At 56.8% G+C, this 22239-nt stretch carries 21 protein-coding genes; 2 read left to right on the top strand and 19 right to left on the bottom strand.

The window, feature by feature from the left end; genetic code table 11:
• Window positions 1-27: 27 nt before the first annotated feature.
• The gene (locus BLU11_RS19215) at window positions 28-1302 is read right to left on the bottom strand and encodes a hypothetical protein (protein ID WP_157718585.1); all 1275 of its coding nucleotides are present in this window, start codon (window positions 1300-1302) and stop codon (window positions 28-30) included.
• 678 nt (window positions 1303-1980) lie between these two features.
• Between BLU11_RS19215 and BLU11_RS06750 the strand changes: the two genes are divergently transcribed.
• On the top strand, window positions 1981-2760 hold the full coding sequence (locus BLU11_RS06750; protein ID WP_090272627.1) for a CHAD domain-containing protein: 780 nt from the start codon (window positions 1981-1983) through the stop codon (window positions 2758-2760).
• Between the two features lie 100 nt (window positions 2761-2860).
• Complete coding sequence (locus BLU11_RS06745) at window positions 2861-4624, top strand: alkaline phosphatase D family protein (RefSeq protein WP_090272626.1); 1764 nt, start codon at window positions 2861-2863, stop codon at window positions 4622-4624.
• 153 nt (window positions 4625-4777) lie between these two features.
• Here the strand turns inward: BLU11_RS06745 and BLU11_RS06740 are convergent, their stop codons facing one another.
• The 18 genes from BLU11_RS06740 to BLU11_RS06650 all read right to left on the bottom strand — a co-directional run bounded on the left by BLU11_RS06740 (window position 4778) and on the right by BLU11_RS06650 (window position 22105).
• Complete coding sequence (locus BLU11_RS06740; protein ID WP_090272625.1) at window positions 4778-7660, bottom strand: conjugative transfer ATPase; 2883 nt, start codon at window positions 7658-7660, stop codon at window positions 4778-4780.
• Window positions 7660-8094, bottom strand: coding sequence for a TIGR03751 family conjugal transfer lipoprotein (locus BLU11_RS06735; RefSeq protein ID WP_090272624.1), 435 nt, complete (start codon window positions 8092-8094; stop codon window positions 7660-7662). The genes BLU11_RS06740 and BLU11_RS06735 overlap by 1 nt, the downstream gene beginning before the upstream one ends.
• Entirely contained in the window at window positions 8075-9472 is a 1398-nt protein-coding gene (locus tag BLU11_RS06730; protein ID WP_090272623.1) for a TIGR03752 family integrating conjugative element protein, read from the bottom strand. Before BLU11_RS06730 ends, BLU11_RS06735 begins: the two co-directional genes overlap by 20 nt.
• Window positions 9462-10343 carry a TIGR03749 family integrating conjugative element protein gene (locus tag BLU11_RS06725; RefSeq protein WP_456237239.1) on the bottom strand — a complete coding sequence of 294 codons (882 nt, stop codon included), beginning with the start codon at window positions 10341-10343 and terminating at the stop codon, window positions 9462-9464. The genes BLU11_RS06730 and BLU11_RS06725 overlap by 11 nt, the downstream gene beginning before the upstream one ends.
• Window positions 10340-11020, bottom strand: coding sequence for a PFL_4703 family integrating conjugative element protein (locus BLU11_RS06720; protein WP_090272622.1), 681 nt, complete (start codon window positions 11018-11020; stop codon window positions 10340-10342). Before BLU11_RS06720 ends, BLU11_RS06725 begins: the two co-directional genes overlap by 4 nt.
• Entirely contained in the window at window positions 11017-11415 is a 399-nt protein-coding gene (locus BLU11_RS06715; RefSeq protein WP_090272621.1) for a TIGR03750 family conjugal transfer protein, read from the bottom strand. The genes BLU11_RS06720 and BLU11_RS06715 overlap by 4 nt, the downstream gene beginning before the upstream one ends.
• A gap of 10 nt (window positions 11416-11425) precedes the next feature.
• Window positions 11426-11785 (bottom strand): TIGR03745 family integrating conjugative element membrane protein, encoded by a 360-nt coding sequence (locus BLU11_RS06710; RefSeq protein ID WP_090272620.1) that lies wholly within the window; start codon window positions 11783-11785, stop codon window positions 11426-11428.
• A gap of 18 nt (window positions 11786-11803) precedes the next feature.
• Window positions 11804-12037 (bottom strand): TIGR03758 family integrating conjugative element protein, encoded by a 234-nt coding sequence (locus tag BLU11_RS06705; RefSeq protein ID WP_090272619.1) that lies wholly within the window; start codon window positions 12035-12037, stop codon window positions 11804-11806.
• The gene (locus BLU11_RS06700) at window positions 12034-12399 is read right to left on the bottom strand and encodes an integrative conjugative element protein, RAQPRD family (RefSeq protein WP_090272618.1); all 366 of its coding nucleotides are present in this window, start codon (window positions 12397-12399) and stop codon (window positions 12034-12036) included. Before BLU11_RS06700 ends, BLU11_RS06705 begins: the two co-directional genes overlap by 4 nt.
• A gap of 163 nt (window positions 12400-12562) precedes the next feature.
• A complete protein-coding gene (locus BLU11_RS06695) occupies window positions 12563-12925 on the bottom strand; it encodes a histone-like nucleoid-structuring protein, MvaT/MvaU family (protein WP_090272617.1) in 363 nt (120 codons plus the stop codon).
• Between the two features lie 259 nt (window positions 12926-13184).
• The gene (locus tag BLU11_RS06690) at window positions 13185-13934 is read right to left on the bottom strand and encodes a TIGR03747 family integrating conjugative element membrane protein (protein ID WP_090272616.1); all 750 of its coding nucleotides are present in this window, start codon (window positions 13932-13934) and stop codon (window positions 13185-13187) included.
• Complete coding sequence (traD, locus tag BLU11_RS06685) at window positions 13906-16092, bottom strand: type IV conjugative transfer system coupling protein TraD (RefSeq protein WP_090272615.1); 2187 nt, start codon at window positions 16090-16092, stop codon at window positions 13906-13908. Before traD ends, BLU11_RS06690 begins: the two co-directional genes overlap by 29 nt.
• Before the next feature lie 4 nt (window positions 16093-16096).
• A complete protein-coding gene (locus BLU11_RS06680) occupies window positions 16097-16648 on the bottom strand; it encodes an integrating conjugative element protein (protein ID WP_090272614.1) in 552 nt (183 codons plus the stop codon).
• Window positions 16645-17229, bottom strand: a complete 585-nt coding sequence (locus BLU11_RS06675; RefSeq protein WP_090272613.1) for a transglycosylase SLT domain-containing protein — start codon at window positions 17227-17229, stop codon at window positions 16645-16647. The genes BLU11_RS06680 and BLU11_RS06675 overlap by 4 nt, the downstream gene beginning before the upstream one ends.
• Window positions 17211-17933, bottom strand: a complete 723-nt coding sequence (locus BLU11_RS06670) for a TIGR03759 family integrating conjugative element protein (RefSeq protein WP_090272612.1) — start codon at window positions 17931-17933, stop codon at window positions 17211-17213. The genes BLU11_RS06675 and BLU11_RS06670 overlap by 19 nt, the downstream gene beginning before the upstream one ends.
• 14 nt (window positions 17934-17947) lie before the next feature.
• Complete coding sequence (pilL2, locus tag BLU11_RS06665) at window positions 17948-18487, bottom strand: PFGI-1 class ICE element type IV pilus protein PilL2 (RefSeq protein WP_090272611.1); 540 nt, start codon at window positions 18485-18487, stop codon at window positions 17948-17950.
• A 574-nt stretch (window positions 18488-19061) separates the two neighbouring features.
• Window positions 19062-20030 carry an IS5 family transposase gene (locus BLU11_RS06655; RefSeq protein ID WP_090276301.1) on the bottom strand — a complete coding sequence of 323 codons (969 nt, stop codon included), beginning with the start codon at window positions 20028-20030 and terminating at the stop codon, window positions 19062-19064.
• A 53-nt stretch (window positions 20031-20083) separates the two neighbouring features.
• Window positions 20084-22105 carry an nSTAND3 domain-containing NTPase gene (locus BLU11_RS06650; protein WP_090272609.1) on the bottom strand — a complete coding sequence of 674 codons (2022 nt, stop codon included), beginning with the start codon at window positions 22103-22105 and terminating at the stop codon, window positions 20084-20086.
• Between the last annotated feature and the right edge of the window lie 134 nt (window positions 22106-22239).

The raw sequence follows: 22239 nt of genomic DNA, 5'->3' as shown, positions 1-22239 counted from the left end.
AGCTAATGCTAGTGCTTTGAGCGGAGTTCAACACTGCGATACAGATCTGAGGAGTTGGTCCTTGATTGTTGAGTTGTTTTGAGCGAGATGAGCAAGGGCGTCTATAATTGTCTCCAATATTTCAACCCCTAACGAAATGCATATTTTCTCTTCGCTTCGACCTATAGTCACCTGAGGCGGTGCGTCAAGAGTAGAGATAGTGGCGTCTTGAACTGTGTGGCCAAGGGCGGAAACCGTTATTCTTGCACGTCGGACCTCGATTTCCTCGTCAAACAAATGTGCTACTAAGTCAGGTGTAAGTAATCCGGACATTCTTGGGCGAGGATTGCCTTTCAATTCGAGATTCGGCTTAAAAATAGACTCTATAAAAACTGCGGCCGCCTGAGTGATCATATACTTTATTTCATTTGTGACATCAATATTTAAAGGGATTTCTGTCGAATGCAAGCCGAAGTTATAAACTATAAGCGAATAGTCTTGTGATGGAAGAGATGAGCCTATCAATCTAGTAACGCTACTTTCCATCTGCTCGCTAAAGTGTAGTCTCGAAATGTATAGCCGGCCTTCGTCAAAGTTTACGTGGATGTCTATTCTTGGCGGCATCGAATGTGGTCCGTTTTCGCGTATCGCGTACCACTCATAGAAACCACCGCAACCTAGATCAATTGGCGTGCCCGGAGCATGTCCGTTTTCTAAGTTTCTTTCTCGGAAGAGCATTTGACTGGAAATTAATTCAGCCAAGTCTTCAGTTGGACTAATAGGAAGATGCTCGCGCAGTTTTTGATTGCCAACTGAAGTAATTATATTGGCGATAAGCTCTGCACCACTGCCGGCGGTGTAACATTTTCCGTAATTTATGGTGTCCATTTGGCTGTGTACGTTATGTGTGAAAGCCTCGCGGGATCCGTCACTTCGGGCAAGCACTCCGAGCAAGGAAAATTCACATACTCTGCTAGAGTTTTGCAAAGAATCTTCAATTGTTTGGCGTGAAATTCGAAGTGATCGGTCATAGCTGTAAGATGTCAAGAATTTCCTAGATAGCTCTCTTAGAAAATCCGCAGCGACTGCGCAGTTTCCAGAAAAAGCAAGTACTCCCGAACTGTTTGGCAAGAAATAGGTTTTTCTGGCTAGTCGTGAAATATGCCAAAGATTTGGAGGTGTACCCCATTCTGAGTTAATGCTTCCTAACGCAGGAAGCCAAATTTTCTTTTCCGGGTTCGGATCCGCCGTCTCCACGCTAACTAATGTGTCTGCAATTAAGTACGGAGAGTTTTCAGCGTCGAGCAAGGCAATTGCTGTCATCAGTAAACCTTTTTATATCCAAGATATTGCTGTATTTATTTGTCGTGGACTGAGATCATCAGCGCTGCCGCCGCAGTTCCATAGGAGCCTCTTAGCGTCTACTGTCGAGTATTTGTATATTACAACCAACGGCTGGTAGCAGCCGAGCGCGACCAGTCGCTACGGGTCATTTACTACTGCTAACCGTAGCCTGCTTGTCTTATAGAATCGAACCAATCCCTCGAACCTGCCCCCTTCAGCTAACTAGAACGCAGTATCCAGCCAACTGATAGCATACTCCTGCGTCGCTTGGTAGCGCTCGGCTTTCTCTTCCGGACCTGAGACAGGCGGATCCACCATTCGATTATGCTTAGCATGGGTTCTGCGGATCTGGGCAGGTCATTGTTGCGCTTTCCAAATCCCAATTGTCAGGGACTTACCGCATGCGTGTGCATACTTGCGCAGCGTCTCCAGGGATAGTGAGTGCTTACGGCCGTTCGGCACCCTGCTGCCTGCGTCAGTCCTGCAGCCTTGTGGGCACTCAACAGCACATTGAGTACAGAAAGCTCGTCCTGCAGGCCAGTGAGTGTATGCAGCGAACTCGGCATCTTCCCGGCTACGCTGGCTGCGAACTACCTACCGCTTTGCTTAATCTCTGCTAGCCTGATTCAGATCCATTTCGTAGTTGGGTGCACCACAGTGTTTACAGACAGCTATGTTGCAGAGATTCGCAGCCTCGAAGAGGCTCTGCTTGAAGCGTATAGACGTTTGGATGATGCGGCGGATGAGGAGGCGTTGCATGACTTGCGCATCGCGGTCAGGCGTATCCGCAGTCTGATCACCCCTCTCCGCTCCCAGCCTGAAAGCCAGGCATTGCGTGAGGCCGCAGCAGAAGTTGGCCGGCTGACTACTCCTACCCGGGATCTGGAAGTGTTGATCGGCGAGCTACAGCAGCGCGGTCATCAGCCGCTGGCCGAGGCCCGCCACCCACGCTTGCAGATCGAATATCAGCAGATTATCGCTGCACAGGAGCTGCAGCAGCTGTTTGCCGAACTGGAGCGATGGCCTGCGGCATTCAGCGCATCGAAACTGGGCAAGGATTCGCATGAGCTCAAGCGCATTATCAGCAAGGCGCTGGTCAAGCAGATCGGCAAGCTGCATGCGGCGGTGAACGATGCCGAGTTCGACCGCCACCAACTGCGTATTCTGGTCAAGCGTACCCGTTATCTCACTGATGCTTTCCCGAAACTATCTCCTCTACCCGCTGCCGCAGCCAATTCGCTGAAGAAGGCTCAGGCTGCGCTCGGTGTCTGGCATGATCACTTTCAATGGGGCCTCACAACGCAGCGTGAGAGCGATCTGCAGCCATTGGCGTTGCAATGGGCAGAAGCCTCAGAGCAAGAGCTGGTAGAGGCCGAGGTCGCCTTGAGCGAGCTGGCCAGGGTGCTGCCGAAGGGGCAGAAGAAAGAAGGCAAATAGCAGCGGTGTAGCGCTGCATTGCACTCAAACGTACATGAAGGTGAAATGATCAGCAGCGATCATCGGACAGCATCACCCAGCTGATAGTACAGGATGTACCATGTCTCGTTTTACTCGTCGTGATTTTCTGCGTCTTTCTCTGGCGACCGTGGGCACAGTCGCCATTTCCACAGGGCTGCAAGGCTGCCTCAGCAGTAGCAGCAGTAGTCGCGCCGATGAGCAAGCTCGGCAGGCAGCCTTTCTACATGGTGTTGCCAGTGGTGATCCGCTTCAGGATCGGATCATGATCTGGACCAGGGTCACTCCGCAGGATACTGATCAGAGCGATATAGAGATCAGTTGGGAAGTTGCCAGTGACGCCGAGTTTACCGACTTGCTGCATGATGGGAGTTTCAACACGGGCGCCGAGCGGGACTTCACCCTCAAGGTTGACGTACTCAATCTGCTTCCCGGTCAAACCTATTACTACCGTTTCCATTGCGCAGGAGCCACCTCGCCTATCGGTAGCATGCGTACCCTGCCCGCAGCCAGCATTGATCAAGTGCGCCTGGCAGTCCTGTCCTGCTCCAATTTCCCCGCTGGCTATTTCCATGTGTATGCCGAAGCGGCCAAGGTTGAGCAGCTTGATGCTGTGGTGCATCTGGGCGACTACATTTATGAGTATGCGGCCGGCGGCTATGCCAGCGAAGATGCCCAGGCTCTGGGTCGCCAACTGGCTGCAGATAATGCAGGTGAACTCCTGACCCTAACGGACTATCGACGCCGCTATGCGCTGTATCGCACCGATCCTGACCTGCAGCAGCTGCATGCCAGCGTTCCGTGGATTCTGGTCTGGGATGATCATGAGATAGCCAACGATAGCTGGCGTGAGGGCGCGGAAAACCACAACGAGGGTGAAGGCGACTTCGCCGAGCGCAAGCTGGCGGCGCTGCAGGCCTACTTCGAATGGCAGCCGATACGCCCGGCCTCCGAGCACGACACAGAAACCTCGTACCGACGATTCGACTTTGCTGATCTCGTCAGTCTTCACATGCTCGATACCCGCATCATCGGGCGCGATGAACAGCTCAATTTCACCAACTACCTGACCGCCGGTGGCATGGATGGCACGCGCCTGGCCGCGGATCTGGCCGATACTGACCGAACCATGCTGGGGCTGCGACAACTGGATTGGCTCCAAACGCAGCTGGCGACCTCGACCGCCACCTGGCAGTTACTCGGTCAGCAGGTGTTGATGGGCCGCATGCTGGTGCCTGCTGAGATGCTTGCAGCCATACTCGCCACCATGACCGCTCCAGGATCAACCGACATAACAGGTCTGCTGACCGAACTGGTCACGCTCAAACTACGCCAGCAGAACAATGATCCTACGCTGACACCCCAAGAACTTGCCCGGATCACGACACTCATTCCCTATAACCTGGATGCCTGGGACGGCTATGCCTACGAGCGCGAAGTCCTTCTGGAAACCTGCGCCAGCCTGAACAAGAACCTCGTGGTGCTGGCCGGCGACACGCACAATGCCTGGGCCAGTGATCTCAAGACGGTTGATGGCAAGCAGGTAGGTGTCGAATTCGCCACCGCATCGGTGAGTTCACCGGGGCTGGAAGCCTATCTGAGCTTGCCACCTGAAATGATCCAGCCAGCTGAACAGGCCATCACCATGCTGGTCGACGACCTGCAATACCTCAACGTCAACCAGCGTGGCTTCATGGTTGTCACCTTGACGCAGGAACAGGCCCGCGCTGACTGGCACTTCGTCGATACGATCAAACAGCCTGACTATCGAATGGATACCGACCGCAGCCACTCATTGCAAACCCTGCCAGGTACCGGACAACGACATTTGCAGACACCAGGCTGATCGAAGCATCACGTTGAAAGCTGTATGATGTTCTCTGCTAAAGGATTAGCACCCGTCGATAGCCCGGCCCCGTGCCGGGTTTTTCGTGTCTCCTTTCACAAAAACCCACACAGTCATGCGGATTTCAATGACCAGCCCAGACCCATGGTGTACCTACGCCTTAAGGGGCAGTGACATGATTCCGCGTACCTGATCAATCCTGTCCGCCACTTTGATCGCAGCATCCAGCTCGCTGATGCTATGCTCCTGCATGAGCTGGTAGCGCTCGGCTTTTTCTTCAGGCTCCGTTTGGGCCAAGGCCAGGTATAGGCTGGGAGGTACGGCACGGAACAGTACTTCCATGCTCTTGGACAAAATCACCCCTTCGGTGAATTTGCCTGCTTCCTTTCTGGCCGACAGCATGAGTGCCTTCTGCGCTGGCGACAGTTCGCGGAATTTGGCGATCTTTTCTACCTCATCTGGGGGCATCGACAGGCAGAGCCACCATTCGATCATGTTGAGCATGGGCTCGGCTGCCTTGGGCAGGTCGTCGATATTCTGCGTTGCCAGCCAGAACCAGGCGCCCAGCTTACGCCACATTTTGGTGATCTTTACCACATAGGGCGACAGCAGCGGATTTCTGGTAATGATGTGCCCCTCGTCAGTGACGTTGATGATGGGCCGGCCCAGGTACTGGTCACGCTCTGCGATGTTGTTGACGGTATTGATCAGCGATATGTAGGCAATCGAGAGCTGTGCGCTATAGCCTTCCCGGGCATAGGTGGCCATATCGACCAGGGTGATGTCGGCCTCTGGCCAGGGTGTACCTGGTCGGTCGAACATTTCGCCCTCGGCGCCCTGGCAGAACATGTCCATGGCGTCGGCCATTTCCAGCAACCGGGTGCGTCGAGCCTCCGGCAACGCCGAATCGCGGCCACGTTCACGCAGGGCATCGCGTACATCGTGGGTCAGTACCGTGCGCTGATCAGCAACGCAGCGCCGTGCTGCATCGAGAATACACTGGCGGATCAGTGAGCGGTCAGCCCGCGTCATGCGCGCCTCTTCCTTGTCCTCCCCGCCGGTGATCATGAGACGGGCGATGATCTCCAGTTCACCCAGCACGTCGCGCTGTTCGTCCGCTTCGGTTATCTCAGCTGTCTCGGTTGCCATGGTCTCGGCAGGCTGGTCGTCGCCCAGGTCGTCAGCGTCGAGTGTCCTGACATCACTCGGTGTTTCGATCAGTCGGCTGGCATCGGCGAACGGCGCCAGACTGACGCCTGCGCCCGGCGCGAGTTTGACGCGATTGACTGTCAGCCCGAGGCGCTTGGCAAAATCGCTGAACAGGCCAAACGAGTTGCCCGCCTCCACGATAAACAGTCGCGGCCGGTAGATGGCGGTGACCTGGATAAGCAGGTTGTTCAGGGTGGCTGACTTGCCCGAACCGGATGGCCCAAACAGGAACAGGTGCGCATTCATTTGCCGATCGAGGCGGTTCAACGGGTCGAAGGTGATGGGCGCGCCGCCACGGTTGAATAAGGTAATGCCGGGATGCCCGGTGCCCTGGCTGCGGCCCCATACTGGGGCAAGGTTGGCGGCGTGCTGAGCAAACATCAGTTGGGTGTACCACTGGCGCCGATCCTGACGGGGGTTGTAGCTGCAGGGTAGCCAGCGCACGTAGCTGTTGAGGGGCGCCACTTCATCATCTTCACGTACCGGCTGCAGGCCGGCATTGAGCATGACGTTAGCCAGCTGCAGTCCCCTGTTGTCCAGTTCGGTTTCATCCTGACCACGCAGGTAGAACACTAGGCTGGCACGGTAGAGTTTGTGCGCACTGCCGATCAGGGAGCGGGCCTGTTGTACCGCCTGGCGCGTCTGTTCGGAGTCCAGGGTCTCCCCCACCGCTTTTTTGGCCAGCTGATTGAGGTGCGTCTCAAGGATATCCTGCGGCGTCGCCACCAGCGTCAGACACATGATGCTGTCTTCCGGCATCTGATCGAACACGGTGTTGATCGCGTCACCTTTGCGGATCTCGCCGGTCAGGTGGCCAGTCAAGGGTGGCGTGCGCAGGCGGTCGGTGACCATGACCCGGTGCGGCATGGCATCGAAGTACCACAGCCCCTTGTCCACATCCGAGCGCGGTTGGCCGAAGAACAGCCGCTGGCTGAAATCCCGCCCCGAGGCCAACTCGAGCTCGTCAGGTTCATTTGTCTGCGGGTAGGCGGCCAGGTGGTAGAAGCGCTCGCGATCCTCCTGGGTTGGCCCGAGCAGAGTGGGACGCGGATTGAACCAGCGCAGCAACCAGTCATGGATCTGCGGTGCATCCAGCCGTTGCGTGGTGATGCCCGCATTGGACAGACCACCCAGCAACCGGTCGCAGATGATGTTCAGTTCCTGCTCGGGCAGTTGGCCGCGCCGTGAGGCGCCCCCGGTGACATGGCGGTACACCACCATGCGCACCCGTCGGCTCTGGCCGCGCCAGCGTAGACGCGATACGACGGTGTCCTCGAAGAGCCCGCCGGGTTTGGCAATGGCACCCAGGTGGTGCTCAAAGAAGCGCAGATAGAAGTCGGTAAATGCCGTGCCCTGTGCGCGCGGCTGGATATACGCTCTGAGCTTCTGCATGTAATGGTCGACGTTGGTTTCGTCCTGGGCATACAGCTGCACGACCCAGGGGTTGTCTTCCAGTTCGTCAAAGCTGTCCTGTAATGCGTTCTCCAGTGAATCGCGGGCCTGGGCCAGCCATATTGCTTCGCGGCCTTCGGTACCCAATGGGGTCAGCTCGAAGAAAGCTGCCACCGACTGGCCGTCTTCCAGCAACATGCAGCGGCTGTCGGGCAGGTATTCGACCCATGGCAGCAGGCTGACAAACGAAGGAGCGCTACGGTATAAGGCCTGTTCATCGGCATGTGTGGCCGGCTTGCCGCCCTGCACTGCTGCGCCAGGCTCAGAGATGCCTGCCTCGTTCAGCGCCTTCACATGGCGCTGCCATACGTCTGCCGGTTCAGCTTTATCTTCCGGTCTATTGGCACGCTTGCGCCAGGGAAGCGCGAACACCATCAGTAGTCCTCCACGCGCTCACCCGGCATCGCGTACTGAACGCGCTGATACAGAGGGAACACCGTGCTGTAGCCGGGTACCGGCACCGGGTCGGTGCCCGCCAGATGGGGGAATACGTACATCACAAGATCGGGATTGGGTAGGCGATGGAACTGGCGGTAAATTTCGTTGGCCGCGGTGCGGGTATAGCGAGCCTGCTGTTCTGGGGCCGCTTGCATGTCGGCGTCGGTCAGCGGGCGGCGCAGGCTTTGGCGCGCGTCGAGCAAGTGACGGCGAGCCACTTGGCCGCTACCGCCCTCACCGGCCTCGTGATGCCAGATGTCCTGCATGGTACGGCTGCCGTGCGGCATCAGTTCTTCCTTGTTGGTGGCGCAGCCGGCCAGCACCACAACGGCTGCAATCAGCAGCAGTGGTTTAATCCAGTTCGAGTGCATGACTTTCTCCTGCGCGGTGATCAACACGGCGTCCTTCGGGGTCGTAATCGATGGCTAGCGGTTTTTCCAGGTGGACAGCAATCTTTGCGCCCGGCTGCACATAAACGGCGGCGAAGGCCTGGCCGTAGAGCTTGTTGACCCAATCAGCCATATCGCGCACACCACCGGCCAGAACACGACCCATGGCTTCATTGGCGCCGATCCCTACGGTGCCGATGGAGCCGTCTGCGCCGACGTAGGACATCTGCCCACTATCCGAATCGATCAGTGACGCTGCCCCTGCACCTGCTGCGGTGATCAGCGCCTGCGTGCCGAGGTATTGCTGGGCATTGCTGCGGCGTACGCCTGACACGCAGGGAATACCGTAGGGATCGCTGATCCAACCCAGACCATCCTGCTGGTTGTTGCGCTGCCCGTTGTCCTCGCTGTCTTCGGGAATGGTGCGGATTGTGCCGTCCTGAAAAACAAAGGTGATGGAGCGCACTTCGCCGCGTACACACGAGAGTGTCCAGTCGCCCGAGGCAGTACCGCTGATCACGGCACCGGCTACATCGGGAATGTCGATGCCGTTGGCAGTGAGGTTGTCCGGGCCGACCACCACCTTGAATGGGTATGGGTCGTTGACCGTGCCATCGATGGGGACCCGGCCAATGAGTGCAGTCATCGCCACCGAGCCCATGAGCGTTGAGTTGCTCGGCACCGTATAGACCGCCTTGACGTTGCTGACGCCTGCGGCTCTGGCGCCCACGTCTGTCATCTTGTTCAGGGTGGTTTCCAGCGGCTGCTGTGCGGGGCCGAAGCGGGTTGGAGCACGCAAGCTACTCTTGCGGCTATCGCTATCGGCCTGCTGGGCATCATCCGGATCGATCCATCGGATCTGGTCGCCCGTACCAAAACCGTTGGCATCGCCATCTCGCAGGCCGAGCCCCACAGGCAGGTCGGCAGTACCCATACTTTCCAGGCGACGCTGCACGTCCTGCAACAAGCCCTCTGTCTGCTGACGTTCGTTGGCCAGTCGGGTCTGATCCCGTCGCAACTCGTCGCGCTCCGATTCCAGCGCGGTGCTGATGCGCTGGTCGATGGTGCCTTCGCGTTGGCGCAGGCGTTCATTCTCGCTGCGCTGGGACTGGTTCTCGGTCTGTGCGCTGCGCAGCTCGGCACGCATTTGTTTGACCTGGGCTACCAGGGTCGCCACGGTGTCATGCGGGGTGTCGCCTTCAATGCCCAGTGCCTGCATCTCTTCAGGCGTGAGTCGATTGTCGGCACCAGTTGTCTGTGAGTTGGATGTGCTGCCAGCAGAAAACATGCGAATAACGGCAAATAGCACCAGCAGCGCAACCGGAATCATCAGCCATTTCAGCAACCCGTTACTGCGCATGGCCGTCTCCCTCAATCCCTTCAGGCAGACGTTGCAGCAAATGCACCGCCGGGTCGAAACGCTGAATGGCGGGCAATAGCGACTGCGCCAGCCCATGACCACGAGTCACCAGGTACACCACGGTGGTGTCCTCCGGGACGCCACGCGGCCCCAGGGTCGGGTGCTGGAAGGTGGCGGTGACAAAGTTGCCCTGCAATACACGTGGGTCCAGCTCCAGCCAGACGCTGCTGGTGTTGGTCAATCGAACGGCGGTGAGCCACAGATCCTCCAGTCGCCATGAAGCCAAGGCCACGGCCTGCACGGTCAAGGTGGGTAGCAGCGTATTCAGGTTCAGGTCACCACGCAGGTTGACGCGCGTGATGCCTGACACTGCTTCGACGGTGCGTAGCGGCGCATAAAGCTGCTGGGCGGCATGACGGGTGAGCACCACGGGTATGGGAGTTTCACGCGGTGATGGTGCTGGGTGATTAACGGGATCGTCCGTTTGTACCCGTGCTGCTGCATTCTCCTCTACGATCTGCACCGGCTCCATTTCAGGCACACCCTCAACGGCTGACTGGGCAGCAATGTCGAGCAGGATCAGCGCGCCGGTATCGGTATCCTGCAACTGCAGTCGAGTAGGCTCAATCGGCTCGCTGGCCCGCAGATAAACGGCGCCACCGGCACTTTGCACACGCAGGCGGTCGCCGACACTGGCAGGAACCCCTACGCGAACATTGCGATCGATAAACACTATGCGCTCCTGATCCACGATCAGCGGTACCGTCAGCGGCAGACGTTCCCAGCGCATAATTTCCACCGCCTGCGCAGCGCTGGCCAACACCCACACCAGCAATCCTAGCGCGACCAGAACAGCGTGTTTCAAGGTCATAGGGAATCTCCTTGCAGCCCCAGACCACTACGGGTCAGGGTATCTGGTGCAGACACAGTGATGCGCTGAGGCGCACCGTCGTAGCAGTCGAGAACCAGACCGAAGGGGTTGCTCGCCGGGTCTACATCCACCCGAGCGACCTTGATCGGGTAGCGCACAAAGGCACGTTTGACTTGCTCCGATCCGTGGTATTCCTCGGCGGTCAGATCGAGCGTAACCACCCAATCCCGGGCAGACAGCACACGCACCCGGTCGGTGGGATTGTCGCCATAGCCACGCCCCGGAATCTCATAGATGCCCCGCATCCGTTGGCGCAGCTCACCAGTGCTGCGCCGGTATTCATAGTCGGCCTGCAGGAAGGCTCGACACGCCGGTGTGAAATAAGCCGAGAGGCTGTGCAGGTTGCGGGCATAGTCTTCGTCACCATTGCTCGGCCAGCGATTGAGTTGCTGAAAGACATAAAAGGTAAAGGCGTATACGGACTCCGGCGGCACCTCCCACCATGCCCGGGTGCTGCCGGAGCGCAGATCAGGCGGGACGTGAATGGTCAGGTCACGCGGCGCGCTCCACCAGCCGCCCGCCATAATCAGCGTCACCAGTAGCAGCGCTGCCACCCCCATACGCAGGGTTTTGATATGCGCGTGCAGGTGGGTGACCTCATTCTTGAACCGGCTCACGGCACGTCCCGCCGGATGGTCCAGTGGCCGGAACGGGTAATCAGACCATGACCGCCCACCCAAGCGTTGAACACCGTATAGCGGGTCGCTATGCGCCATTGCAATTGCCGATATAGCCAGGTGTCCGGCCTGCCCCGTTTGCGGCGGCGCAGGAAGCCGCCCCCGATGAAAACGCCCAGGGCAATGCTGACAACAGCGAAGGTAGGCACCAGAGCGAAGGTCGAGAACAGCAATGACAAGGTTGTACCGATCAACAGCCCGAGCACCCCAGACAGGCCGCAGCAGATCCACAGCTCATCGGCGGTCAATCCCCGCACCACAACTGGATGCCGGTTGAGCCGGTGCGGAAGAAACGACACAGTGCCATCGGCCAGAAATTGCTGATGCTCAGACATGACGCTGCCCTTACAGGATGCCGGTGGCTTCGGTGAGCAACCAGATGCCGATCACCAGCATCACCGCCCCCACGGCGACCGTCAGACCAAACTGACCCCAGGTCTTTTTTCCTGTGTGGATCTCTGCGTAGGTGCCATAGGCGTGATAACACACACCCACAAACATGGAAGCCACCACCAGCAGCGCGACCAACAGGACTATGTCGTACCCATAATTGCGAATGGTTTCCATGATGCCGCCACCGGTACCGCGAGATGGGTCTTCCATCTGTGGCAGACCCTGCGCGAATGACAGCACAGGTACAAAGGCGATGCCCAAGGTGGATGCGCAGCGCTGAAGGTGACGTTGTGAAGGGAAGCGCGTTTTCATTATGTTGGCCCCGTATTGCTATGACAGAAGGAAAAAAGTCAGCACCAGGTACATCGCCAGGAAGCGTATGACGACACCGAGGAACTGACGTTGATTGATTCGGCTTTCCGACCAGCCCACGTAGGCAGTGCGAATAGCCCAGACGCCCCATAACAACAGCACCGTAAATACGAAGCCGACCAGTGCGGTCGCCATCACGGCAGGTGGAATGCCGCTGTTGGCCTGAAAGGCGCTCAGCTGCGCGGCGGTCATGGCTGGAGCTCCGCTGACGGCGTATTGTCAGCGCGGTAAGCGCCTATCAGCTCAACGGGATCACGTGGCTGGGCACGGACGGGAGTGAGGTAGCCCTGGATACCGGTGCGTACACGTTCAAGGTCGGCGAGAAGCCGTGGGTAATCGAAGTGGTAGCGTTCGCCAGGGGCAGCCTGCGACTGGGCTGCACTCTGTACAACCAAGCGTTCCAGGGCGTTGAGTTGGCGAACAGCGGCGGCCAGTTCACTGCGGTGTGTTGGCGTCTCGCCACGGGCCAGCAGCGGCGCGCCAGCCATCAAGATGGTGATGAACAACGCAGTGGCGCTGCGAGTCGCAATGCCCCGCCGAGATATAAGCACCATCACACCCTTCCCTTTTCAGATCAGCAATGACGTGATCGTGGCAAGTTGGGTGTGTACAAGCTGCAAACAAAGGGAAGTGAGGGGTGACCGGATTGAGGCGGGATTTACGTTATTGGGTGGTCAAAAGAGCCCGCAGGCTCTTTTGACTGTACTCAAGCCTGAATCAAGACACCCAGGACTCGACCGTAGCGGCACCGTATTCAGCCTTCCATTCCTTCAAGACGTTGTGATTACCGCCTTTGGTCTGGACGACTTGGCCGTTGTGCGGGTTTGTGTAGGTTTTAACTCGACGAACCCTGCTTGCTGCTTTGACAGGCACTGCGACTGACGTTTGTTTGGATGGTTGTCCGTCAAGCAGCCTGATGGTTTCTTGCGCGCTGAAAGTGTACTCAGCGAGCAGTTCATGCAGTTTGGTTTCAAACTCAATTTCGCGCTGCAAACCCTTATCGTCTTTCAGCGCTTCCAGTTCAGCAAGCTGTGCAGCCAACTGCCTTTCAATATGGCGGAACTCAGCTAGTTTCGACAAACTCTATCTCCTTGATTATTGATAAAACAAATATCACCCTCATCCCATCGCCACGTCCAGCGACCCACAGAGGAAGGGTTACCATACTGAGACAACGACTTGAGAAAAGAATTGCAGTACATGCCTAAGATACCGCGCGCACATTATCACTAAATAGCAGTTGTGTTTCATAACAGGTCATTATTCGTTAAGAATACCAGAAACCTTCATCAACCGAATGGATTTTATGGAGACTTGAAATCCAAAGTATGCTGTATTGCTAAAGGTACTTTTTAAAACTTCCCACAGCGATATTCACCGCCAGGCCCAGCACCGCTGCACTGGGCAACAGGATGAGCAGCGGATGTACGGATATCGGCATTGCCAGATACAGCACCCATGGCAAGACTGCCAATGGCATGAGCGAGGCTTTGGCGCGGTGATAGATGAAACCCGACTCTCGCCCCGCTCCGAACTTTCGGACGTCACGGCGCACCAGACCATCGACCAGGCCGACAAACGCGGCCATCAGGATCAGCGGCAAGGTCAACACCAGAATCAGAAGCCGCACCATAAAGGTCAGCGTCGTAAAGGCGGCCGCGATCAGGTAGTTTTCTATCCACACGTATGTCTGGCTGATGACGTATCGAAAGTCCCGTTTATCACCCCGGCTCGGTGCGCGGGCACGTTGCGCTTTGCGGCTCATCTGATCAACCAAACCGGTCTTGATGAATATCCACTGATAGCCGGTGTCCACCAGCTGGTGCGCGGTGCGTCCCGGCTCCTGGATAATCGCGCTCCGGGTGAATTGGCTTGATAGATGACTCAGCTCATACTGCAGCATCGATTGCGAGTGTTGCCAGCCTTCGTCCTTCCAGAACAGGTGCATACCCACACATTCGATGACTATCGACATCAGCAAGGCGCCGATCAGCACACCCAATAATCGCAAAGGCAAGCTGATGAGCCGCACGATAAGACTGTGCCTTTGTGTTTGGTGTTTATGTGCTGTAGCGGGCGCATCGCTCATGGCAGCATCCCCCCTGCCCTCTATCCTGCAGATGGTCATCGTCGAGCAGTCCTTCTGGAAGCAGCTCCTGCTGCTGCAAAGGCGTACCGAGGTTCTGCCACCATTGGCCTGATTCGGTGTAGCTCTGGCGCATATAGTCAGCCAGCTCTCGCAGGTCAGCCGGCATGACTTCATCCGGGTCAGCGGCTGGCAGCGGCATGCGGATCTTCCACAGATTGCCCCCCTGCATCAGCGCGAAGCATTGGCCTTTGGGTAGCTGAACCACATGCGAAGGTTCAATCATCGGTACGCTGGACAGGCTGATGCGATCCTGAGTGTTGCTGGTGAAATCGGTACTGCCATGGATATCTGAGCTGTCCGTTGCACCGCTGACCACTGTGGTGGTGTACACCTCGACCTTGGGCAACTGATTGGTCAGTAGCTCTGCTGTAGCCGTCTCTCTGACCCTGAGCATGAACAGGTTATTGAAGTTGCCGATCACCTGCCCCGCTTTGGCACGGTTGCCGATACGCGCTTCGATGTCCGACAGGGTCTGTGTATAAGCGGTGACCTGAATGCCGGCTCCACCGCCTTTGTTAATCATCGGGATGAACTCGTCACCCATGAGTTCATTGAATTCATCTGCGTGGACGTTAATTGGCACCCGGGAATCGGCCGATGCGCCCGGTAAGCCATCGTCGATACCGTGTTTATAGATATGGCCTGCGACCGACACCATGTCGGAGAACATCGAGTTGCCCACCGCAGCGGCCACTTCTGTATCGGACAGTGCGTCCAGGCCGACGTAGACCACTGCCCGTTTGCGGATAATCTGCATCCAGTCGAAGATGGGCCTGGGGTCAGTCAGATCCGCATAATCGGGCGCGAGTAGCTGCGCGATCTTACCGCTGGTGAGTTTTTCCAACAGTGGCAGCAGGCTGGCGACAATCTTGTCGAAATAGGTTTTATCGTAGCGGACGGCACTGCGCAGACCATCCAGTACCGGGTCGTAGTTGCGTACCTGGCTCAGGTACTGCTCCAGCGCGACCACCCGCTTCTCACGCCCGATCATGTTGCGCGGTATGTTTCTGTCGTTGAGCCGCCCTTCCAGCTGGACAATGACATCCCAGGCTTTCGGGTCGGTTCGGGCAAAATAGTGCTGGGCGTATTCGATGAACAGCGCATCGATATTGACCACATGGCGCTGGATCAGCATATAGTCCGGGCGCTGCCCCAGCTCAATCAAGGCGCGAGCGACAATGTTGACGAAACGCCAGGCGAACTCCCGAAAGGCAGCGCTGTTGCCCTCACCCGAGAGCTGACCCGCAATACGCGTGGCCACTTCGGAAATCCGTCCAAACCGGCCCACGGCGTTGTAGCGAGCACTGATTTCCGGCCAGCCCAGATGGAAGATATAAAACTCACCTTCACGCCCAGCGCGTTTCGCCTCGACGTACATGCGTTTCAGCAGATCAGCATCGCCTTTGGGGTCGAAGACAATCACAACCTCATGCTCGCCTGCTGGATTCCTGCGGCGTATGTCCTGTGTAATGAACAGTTCGGCCAGCCGGGTCTTGCCGACCCGTGTGGTGCCCAGCACCAGTGAATGGCCGACCCGCTCACCAAGTGGCAGACTGACGTCGACCTCGTGCGGTTCAATGCCATGCAGCCGCGGCAAACCGCCGACCGGTGGCAAGGGACGCACTGGATTGAGTGGTACATCCCATGTCGTGAACTTCACCAGCGCCGATAAGGGAAACGGCGCAAATTCCAGTCGTTCTTCCAGGCGCCGCGCCACCCGATAAGCCGTTGTGGGCTCCACATAGCGGCGGAAATCAGGTCGGTAGGTTTGCGTCAGACGGTGGGTATGCTTCTGCTCCCACAAAAAGCCCTTGCCGATAAACAGCCGCTGCTGACTGACCGGCACCTCGCGGCTGGTCATCACATAGCGCGGCAGGCGGCGGATATTACGTCGATAGCGCAGGATCGCCTGGGCTTGCCGAAAGCGGATTGCGCCGAAGGCGGCAAATGCCAGGGCACTACCCATACCCACACTGGCGTTTAGCGCGAGGGACCAGGGCGCCGCCAGGCATAGAATCGCGGCGCCAATGCACACCGCCACGGTGAACAGCTCCACCGCAGGACGCAGCAGCACCTCGACCGGTTGAGCCTGTGCCATGACATCATTGCTCGATGCCGGTAGCGGTAATCAGCACAGGATAGTGCCGAAGCCCCAGCCGGTCGGCCAGGTCGTCCCCTGATACAGGCCAGAGCTGCAGACCGGGCACCAACGCCCGCAGCTGTGTCAGTCCCGCCAGCGTCTCAACGTTGACCACCAGACCAGCGGCTTGTCGATCACGCAGACTGGCCTCCTGGCGGCGTAGCCAGGCATGAGAAGCCGCGTCATCACCAATCAGAAAGAACGGCTGTAGCCCCGGTGCTTCAATAACCTGTCGCGTGACCTTGCCGGGTGTCAGCCTTGAACTGCGCACCGGCAGCATCTGCGTTTCGCTGGATACCATCGGCGGCGCTTCAGGTATGGAAAGTGGCGGATGCTGAAAGTTGCCGGTGCGCGGCAACAGGTTGAGCGCTTCGTAATACGGTAATGCCGATGCACCACCGTGATCGTCCACTACAATCAGCGGTTCTGCGGGCTCTGCTGCTTGCAGCACTGATCTGGGGATAACGGTGATACAACAAACCAGGCTGCTCAGGATCAGGATGGCCACTTTCATGGCGAAACCTCCGATTGCATCGTGCGTGGTGTTGCGGACGACCCCTGAACACGATTCAGATGCTGGGAAACACTGCGTCGATATCGCGCTGCGGGTTCCCCGCCTGCCGGGCGGTGATAGCGCCCCATCGCCAACAGCCAGTCTTCGCCGGGTCTATATTGTTCACGCAGGATGGCGGCAGCGATTTGCAGGTTGGTGTAGGGGTCCAGCAGATCGCACGGGCGGCGATAGCGGTGCTTCTGGTAGCCCAGATTGATCTGCGCGAGTCCTGCATCGATGCGTTTGAGAGGCACATCGCGCAACGCTTGCTGTAACCCGGCGCAGGCCTGTGATTGCGTGGCATATCGATGCGACTGGCCCGCGATATTCAGTGACCAGGGCCAGGGAATGATGCGGTCATTGCGCTGGAGGCCGCTCTCTTGCAAGGCCACAGCAAACAGCACCGTCGATGGGATGCCCGCTTGCTGGGCAGCCAACTGATAAGCCGGCGGCGGGATTTCCTGAGCCTGGCTGTTAATCGCCCAGACCGAAATCAGCAGCGCTGGCACCCGCAACAGGGTGTTCACTGTTGACGCTGCCATTGCCCATTCACCCTATGCACGACAGCAGGCAGGTCACCCGGCAGACCGAGTGAAAGCCAGCGGCCACCGTCATGATTGAGCGTAATGGAACCGCTTCGTACCCTGGCCGGATCGATCTGCATGCGTTTGGCCAGGTCACGGATGCGGGCATCGTCCTGACCGCTGTCGACCATGTACAGATCGAATTCAGTGCCTGTCTTCTGCAAGCGCTGCACGAGTAAACCGCAACGGGCGCAATCGTCCTTTACAAAAAGTGCGGCGCGCCCGCTGCCTATAACTGACATGCCACCCGGCGTCGCATCGGGCAGACTCACGCGCTGCGCGTCGGGGTACAACCGCTGCCAAGCCTCATCGTAGGCGCGCTGGTAGGCCAGCAATTTTTCGACTCGTTGGGCTTCGGCTTGCACTTGAAGTTCTGCGTAGCGACGTTGTTCCTGCTCGGAGGGCGCTTCAATACCCAAGGCTGAAAGTGGATCAATGTTGGGCGAATAGATTCCCAGCGGGCCGTCCATCAATTCACCATAACGAGCCCACTCCTCATTAGTCAGTCCCCACTCTCGTGCCAAGCGCTGGTCGTGGCTTTGTTCCATCTGGCTCTGGCTGGTTTGCGATGGCTGGTTGGCAGAGACTTGCCTGGTCGGCGGCTGCGCCCATGCTGGCAGTGCCATGAGTATCAACAGAACGCACAATGCCCCGTGTTTCATATCAAGCCCCCGATTCACGGTTCTGCCAGCCGATGTATGCTGGAAAGTGACAAAGCAATGTCGCTGGACTGGGGGTTGGTGAAGCAGATAACCCGCGTTGTCTCATAGACCTGCAACTCCCAAGCGGGGCCAGCCAGCGTCAGCAACGCATCACGCAAGGTCATGGGCCCCAAACGCCGGTGCGCCGCCGGCAGTGGCAGCGCAAAGAGCTCTGTGTTGGTGGACGTGGTCTGACACAGTCGGTAGCCGCTGTGCTTGAGAACCTGACGCAGACCATCAGCTACCGACGCGCTGGTATCATCTGGCAGGGTCATATCGACGATCTGCATCAGCAGGTCGCGCTGTGCTGCAGTTGGTGCAAGCTCCACCAGGGTGTAGCGGCCATGGCGTACAACGGGAATCACCTCAGACTCTGCAGACCATGGAACCGAGACTGCGTTTCCAGGGTTGGAGGTTTCTGTCGGTACAACCGTTGTCGCACAACCACTTGCCAGCACGGCTGTGATCAGCAGGCTGGTAGCAGCCAGATACTGGTAGGGGAAGCAAGATGACATGGCTCGGCTCTCATTTCTGATAAGCCGATACGTTGGTGGAGTGGCGAGCCTGGGTCAGTAAGGAATGCGAATTGGGGGCTTGCCCGTTTGTTGTGACCAGCCCTTCATCTATTCTTTTTGTAGCAATCCAAGACAAAGGCAAGCATAAGCCTGCCACTAAAGATCAATGTCATCAAAAATGCTCCGCTCACCTTGAAAACTGGATGTTGAAATAAGATCTTCTCTGCCCTGCGCAGGTTCGCTGCCACGCTCTTGCGATATTTCAGATACCCACTCGTTAATGCGGTATTTCTGGGTTTGGATAGTCTGATCAATACCGGGCCAGTCTGGGTAGGCATGCAAAATGGAGTCCAGATGTTCCTCCAACTCGGCAAAGTGGTTATCTGGATCATTCTCGTAATCGTACGCGCTCGCTAGGGAAGGTCTGAAATACCGGCCATATGGGCGGCGATTATGACCTCGGCTCACAAAAAAAACATTTCAGGAACGATTTCATCGCCCTCAGTCGCGTTTTCAGCTCGTTGCAGCCCCTTTTCGGCCATCCAGGCCGCTGTACCCAGTACTCCGGGCGGATTTATCCTGCACTTAACAGCTGTTTTCGGGCCATCCATAGGTTGGCCAGGGCGAACAAGGTATGCAACTGGGCCGTGTTCTTCGCCAGGCCCTTGTAGCGCACCTTGGTGAATCCGAACTGGCATTTGATCACTCGAAACGGATGCTCGACCTTGGCTCGTGTACTGGCTTTGGCCCGCTCGATTCGGCGCAAGCCTTTCTCGATCAGCTTGGTTTTGCTCAATGTCTTGAGCTTGCCTGGGCGCATCGCAATCGACCAGACCACCTGCTTGCGCCCTTTGTGTTCATCCCGTTTCTGAACGCCGGTATAGCCGGCGTCACCGCATACATGGGTTTCTTCGCCATGCAGAAGCTTGTCTACCTGAGTAACATCGCCCGCATTGGCCGCCGTCCCCACGAGACTGTGAACCAGCCCTGACTCAGCATCAACGCCAATGTGGGCCTTCATGCCAAAATAATACTGGTTACCCTTCTTGGTCTGATGCATCTCGGGATCGCGCTTACCTTCTTTGTTCTTGGTCGAACTGGGTGCATGAATGATGGTTGCATCGACCACGGTGCCGTGGCGCAGCATTAGCCCGTGCTCACCCAGGTAACGATTGACCACTTCGAACAACGCCGTGGACAGGCCGTAGCGTTCCAGCAGCCGACGGAATTTGAGAATAGTGGTTTCATCCGGAATGCGATCAAGTTGAAGGCCCGCGAAGAGTCGCAAGATGGTGGTTTCATACAGCGCTTCTTCCATCGCTGGATCGCTGTACCCAAACCAGTTCTGCATCAGATGAACTCGCAGCATCGCGTCGAGCGGGTAAGCAGGTCGACCACCTTCGCCCTTGGGATAGTGCGGCTCGATCAGCGCCAGCAATGGCTTCCAGGGAACCACTCGATCCATTTCCAGCAGAAAGCGCTCACGGCGGGTCTGCTTACGTTTACCAGCGTATTCGGCGTCTGCAAAGCTCATCTGTTTCATGCGGTGGTCTCGAAAATGGCGCTGACGCATTTTACCTTTTCAGGAAGTCTTTTTCAGACCTTCCCTAGACCTTGGCGTATTCCGTCGAGATTGGGCAAAACATATTTCCGTATATCCTCCAAAAAGTCGTTTAGCTCTCCTTGCGTAAAAAATTCATGCATTTCTCTATCATAGATGTATGACAGTTCGTCGCTCTCAAAAACCTCGTTTGTGATCTTTTCCACTATTGAGGTTCTGGCAGTCTCGGGCAGGAGCCCTTCGCGAAAAAGGTACAGAGCTAAGTCGGCTGTACTGGTAAACCACGATCTCGCAAAGTCTTCTACGATGCCTGCGAGCAGGCTATGATCGACTTGGAGATAGCTAGCCAAAAAGCCACGACTACTCCGATTCTTCAGAAACGAGTACAGCCGTCCACGCTTCCGATAATTTTTAGAGGATGAGGGATCTGCTGATACGTATTGGTAAATCCGCTGTATAAACTCCTCGAACATGCTTGGCGGGATGATCGTCGCGTTTTTCACGCCTACATCTCCGCAGGACACCAGATCCATCAAACGCTCCGTCGAGGTGCCATCGACAAATATCCGAAGGTGTTCGGGGCTTTGGGCCAGGATCAGCGCGAAGGCATCTCCTATGGTAGGGTGTTTGTAACGCCAGACACGACTATCCAAGGTGTCCACCAATTGCACATAGCTGCCATTGAGATCTTCAAGCGCCCGAAGGCAACTGGCCTCGTTACTCCCCAGTCTGGCGATTGCACTACCTTCCACTGCCTCGAGCGTAACAGGGCTTTCAATTGCCCCTTCCTTCATGTAGATCAACGCCAACGCTGCATGACTGTCAGCGTCCATGCAGCGCATCGTCTCAACAAGCAACTGCTCTTGCTTGGCAACGAAGTCGTTGACGCTGCTCTCATTAATCGTGAGCGTCTTGGTAAAGTTGCTGTTTCCCAAGCGCCGCGCCGTTTCTGGAACGAATCGGCTATGTGCGGCTACATCCGGCAGGAAGCGTTTCAATCTAGCACGGACGTGCTTGGGCTGGTCACCGAGCTTCACGTGATTGTAAAGGATCTGTTGCCTCTCCTCGGAGGTCAGTTGCTTCACGTCTATCACTACGTGGCTTTCATCGAATAATGGGAACGTCGACCGTTTGAGGTCACGTTTAGCGTGGTTGTAGATATAATCTCGACTGGTCATAACAATACGATGCCCACGTCTGATCATGGCTGAGACAGAGTCCAGAGTACGGTTCCACCCCATTACTTGATGAGATTCATATTGGGTAACGCCGAAGGCATCGTCCACCCATATGAATTGCGACGACTCTTCAGTATTCCAGTGTTTCCTGACCTGGTCGGGAGTTTCGAGCTTGAGCACCTGACTCTTCCACTCATCCATTGCACACATGGCCAGCAGTGAGGCGATGGTTGTCTTGCCTGCCGCAGGCTCGCCAACAAGTAGCACGAAGCCGTGTTTTCGAAGGGCTTGTAGAGCTTTTCGGTAAGTATCAGTAACTACCGTCTTGGCCAAATCAGGCTGAAGCTCACTCAAGAGGGCTCTCGTCTGATTGTACCGCCGCTCATCGAGAATTTGGCTCAGATCACCTAGGCCGTAGAGCCGTGGCACGTTCATTCTGAGACTGCTGTGCGTCTCGATTTTCTGGCAGATCCATGTCGAATCCAGCACCAGAGCGTGCTTTACTCCTAGTGCTTCAAACGCCTCGGTGATTTTGAGGTGACTGGCCCCAGTCACACCCGCGTTCGTCATGATCACGTATATGTCACACTGCCCCTTGTCGATCAGCCTTTTGACCTTACACAGCTCATCGGAGATATCGGAGTAGTTGAGGTTATGCCCTCGCCGCGCACTGAACTTGCATTGGATGACAAATTTTCCTTGGTATATTTCATTTTCTTGAGGCGACCAAGAGCCTTTGAATGCGCCATCCCGGCCTCCATCATTACCATCCAGGAAGGACTCGACTGTTTGACCTAACACTGTTGTGGTGACCGCAATGCAAAGCTGCTGAAAACTATGCCACCCCAGTTGGTGCAGGTCGTATTTTCCTGTGATCATTACGTACTTCGCCCTTGCCGTTGTGCTCTATAAAAACAGGTGTAATGAGCACATCATAGTGGCGAGCGCTTGACTCTCCAAGCTGTGCAAAGATAACAAACATCTGACTAAACCAAATCCGCTCCGAGGTCGGT

Source organism: Halopseudomonas litoralis (genome assembly GCF_900105005.1).
Classification (GTDB): Bacteria; Pseudomonadota; Gammaproteobacteria; order Pseudomonadales; family Pseudomonadaceae; genus Halopseudomonas; species Halopseudomonas litoralis.
This window is presented reverse-complemented; position numbering and strand designations above follow the sequence as displayed.

What these genes read in the sequence shown, in the direction of transcription:
- BLU11_RS06745 (WP_090272626.1), top strand. Translation starts at nt 2,861, where the DNA reads ATGTCTCGTTTTACTCGTCGTGATTTTCTGCGTCTTTCTCTGGCGACC.
- BLU11_RS06670 (WP_090272612.1), bottom strand. Translation starts at nt 17,933, where the DNA reads ATGAAACACGGGGCATTGTGCGTTCTGTTGATACTCATGGCACTGCCA.
- BLU11_RS06735 (WP_090272624.1), bottom strand. Translation starts at nt 8,094, where the DNA reads ATGCACTCGAACTGGATTAAACCACTGCTGCTGATTGCAGCCGTTGTG.
- BLU11_RS06725 (WP_456237239.1), bottom strand. Translation starts at nt 10,343, where the DNA reads ATGACCTTGAAACACGCTGTTCTGGTCGCGCTAGGATTGCTGGTGTGG.
- BLU11_RS06700 (WP_090272618.1), bottom strand. Translation starts at nt 12,399, where the DNA reads ATGGTGCTTATATCTCGGCGGGGCATTGCGACTCGCAGCGCCACTGCG.
- BLU11_RS06730 (WP_090272623.1), bottom strand. Translation starts at nt 9,472, where the DNA reads ATGCGCAGTAACGGGTTGCTGAAATGGCTGATGATTCCGGTTGCGCTG.
- BLU11_RS06650 (WP_090272609.1), bottom strand. Translation starts at nt 22,105, where the DNA reads ATGATCACAGGAAAATACGACCTGCACCAACTGGGGTGGCATAGTTTT.
- BLU11_RS06715 (WP_090272621.1), bottom strand. Translation starts at nt 11,415, where the DNA reads ATGTCTGAGCATCAGCAATTTCTGGCCGATGGCACTGTGTCGTTTCTT.
- BLU11_RS19215 (WP_157718585.1), bottom strand. Translation starts at nt 1,302, where the DNA reads ATGACAGCAATTGCCTTGCTCGACGCTGAAAACTCTCCGTACTTAATT.
- BLU11_RS06680 (WP_090272614.1), bottom strand. Translation starts at nt 16,648, where the DNA reads ATGAAAGTGGCCATCCTGATCCTGAGCAGCCTGGTTTGTTGTATCACC.
- traD (WP_090272615.1), bottom strand. Translation starts at nt 16,092, where the DNA reads ATGGCACAGGCTCAACCGGTCGAGGTGCTGCTGCGTCCTGCGGTGGAG.
- BLU11_RS06675 (WP_090272613.1), bottom strand. Translation starts at nt 17,229, where the DNA reads ATGGCAGCGTCAACAGTGAACACCCTGTTGCGGGTGCCAGCGCTGCTG.
- BLU11_RS06710 (WP_090272620.1), bottom strand. Translation starts at nt 11,785, where the DNA reads ATGAAAACGCGCTTCCCTTCACAACGTCACCTTCAGCGCTGCGCATCC.
- BLU11_RS06690 (WP_090272616.1), bottom strand. Translation starts at nt 13,934, where the DNA reads ATGAGCGATGCGCCCGCTACAGCACATAAACACCAAACACAAAGGCAC.
- BLU11_RS06655 (WP_090276301.1), bottom strand. Translation starts at nt 20,030, where the DNA reads ATGAAACAGATGAGCTTTGCAGACGCCGAATACGCTGGTAAACGTAAG.
- pilL2 (WP_090272611.1), bottom strand. Translation starts at nt 18,487, where the DNA reads ATGTCATCTTGCTTCCCCTACCAGTATCTGGCTGCTACCAGCCTGCTG.
- BLU11_RS06705 (WP_090272619.1), bottom strand. Translation starts at nt 12,037, where the DNA reads ATGACCGCCGCGCAGCTGAGCGCCTTTCAGGCCAACAGCGGCATTCCA.
- BLU11_RS06740 (WP_090272625.1), bottom strand. Translation starts at nt 7,660, where the DNA reads ATGGTGTTCGCGCTTCCCTGGCGCAAGCGTGCCAATAGACCGGAAGAT.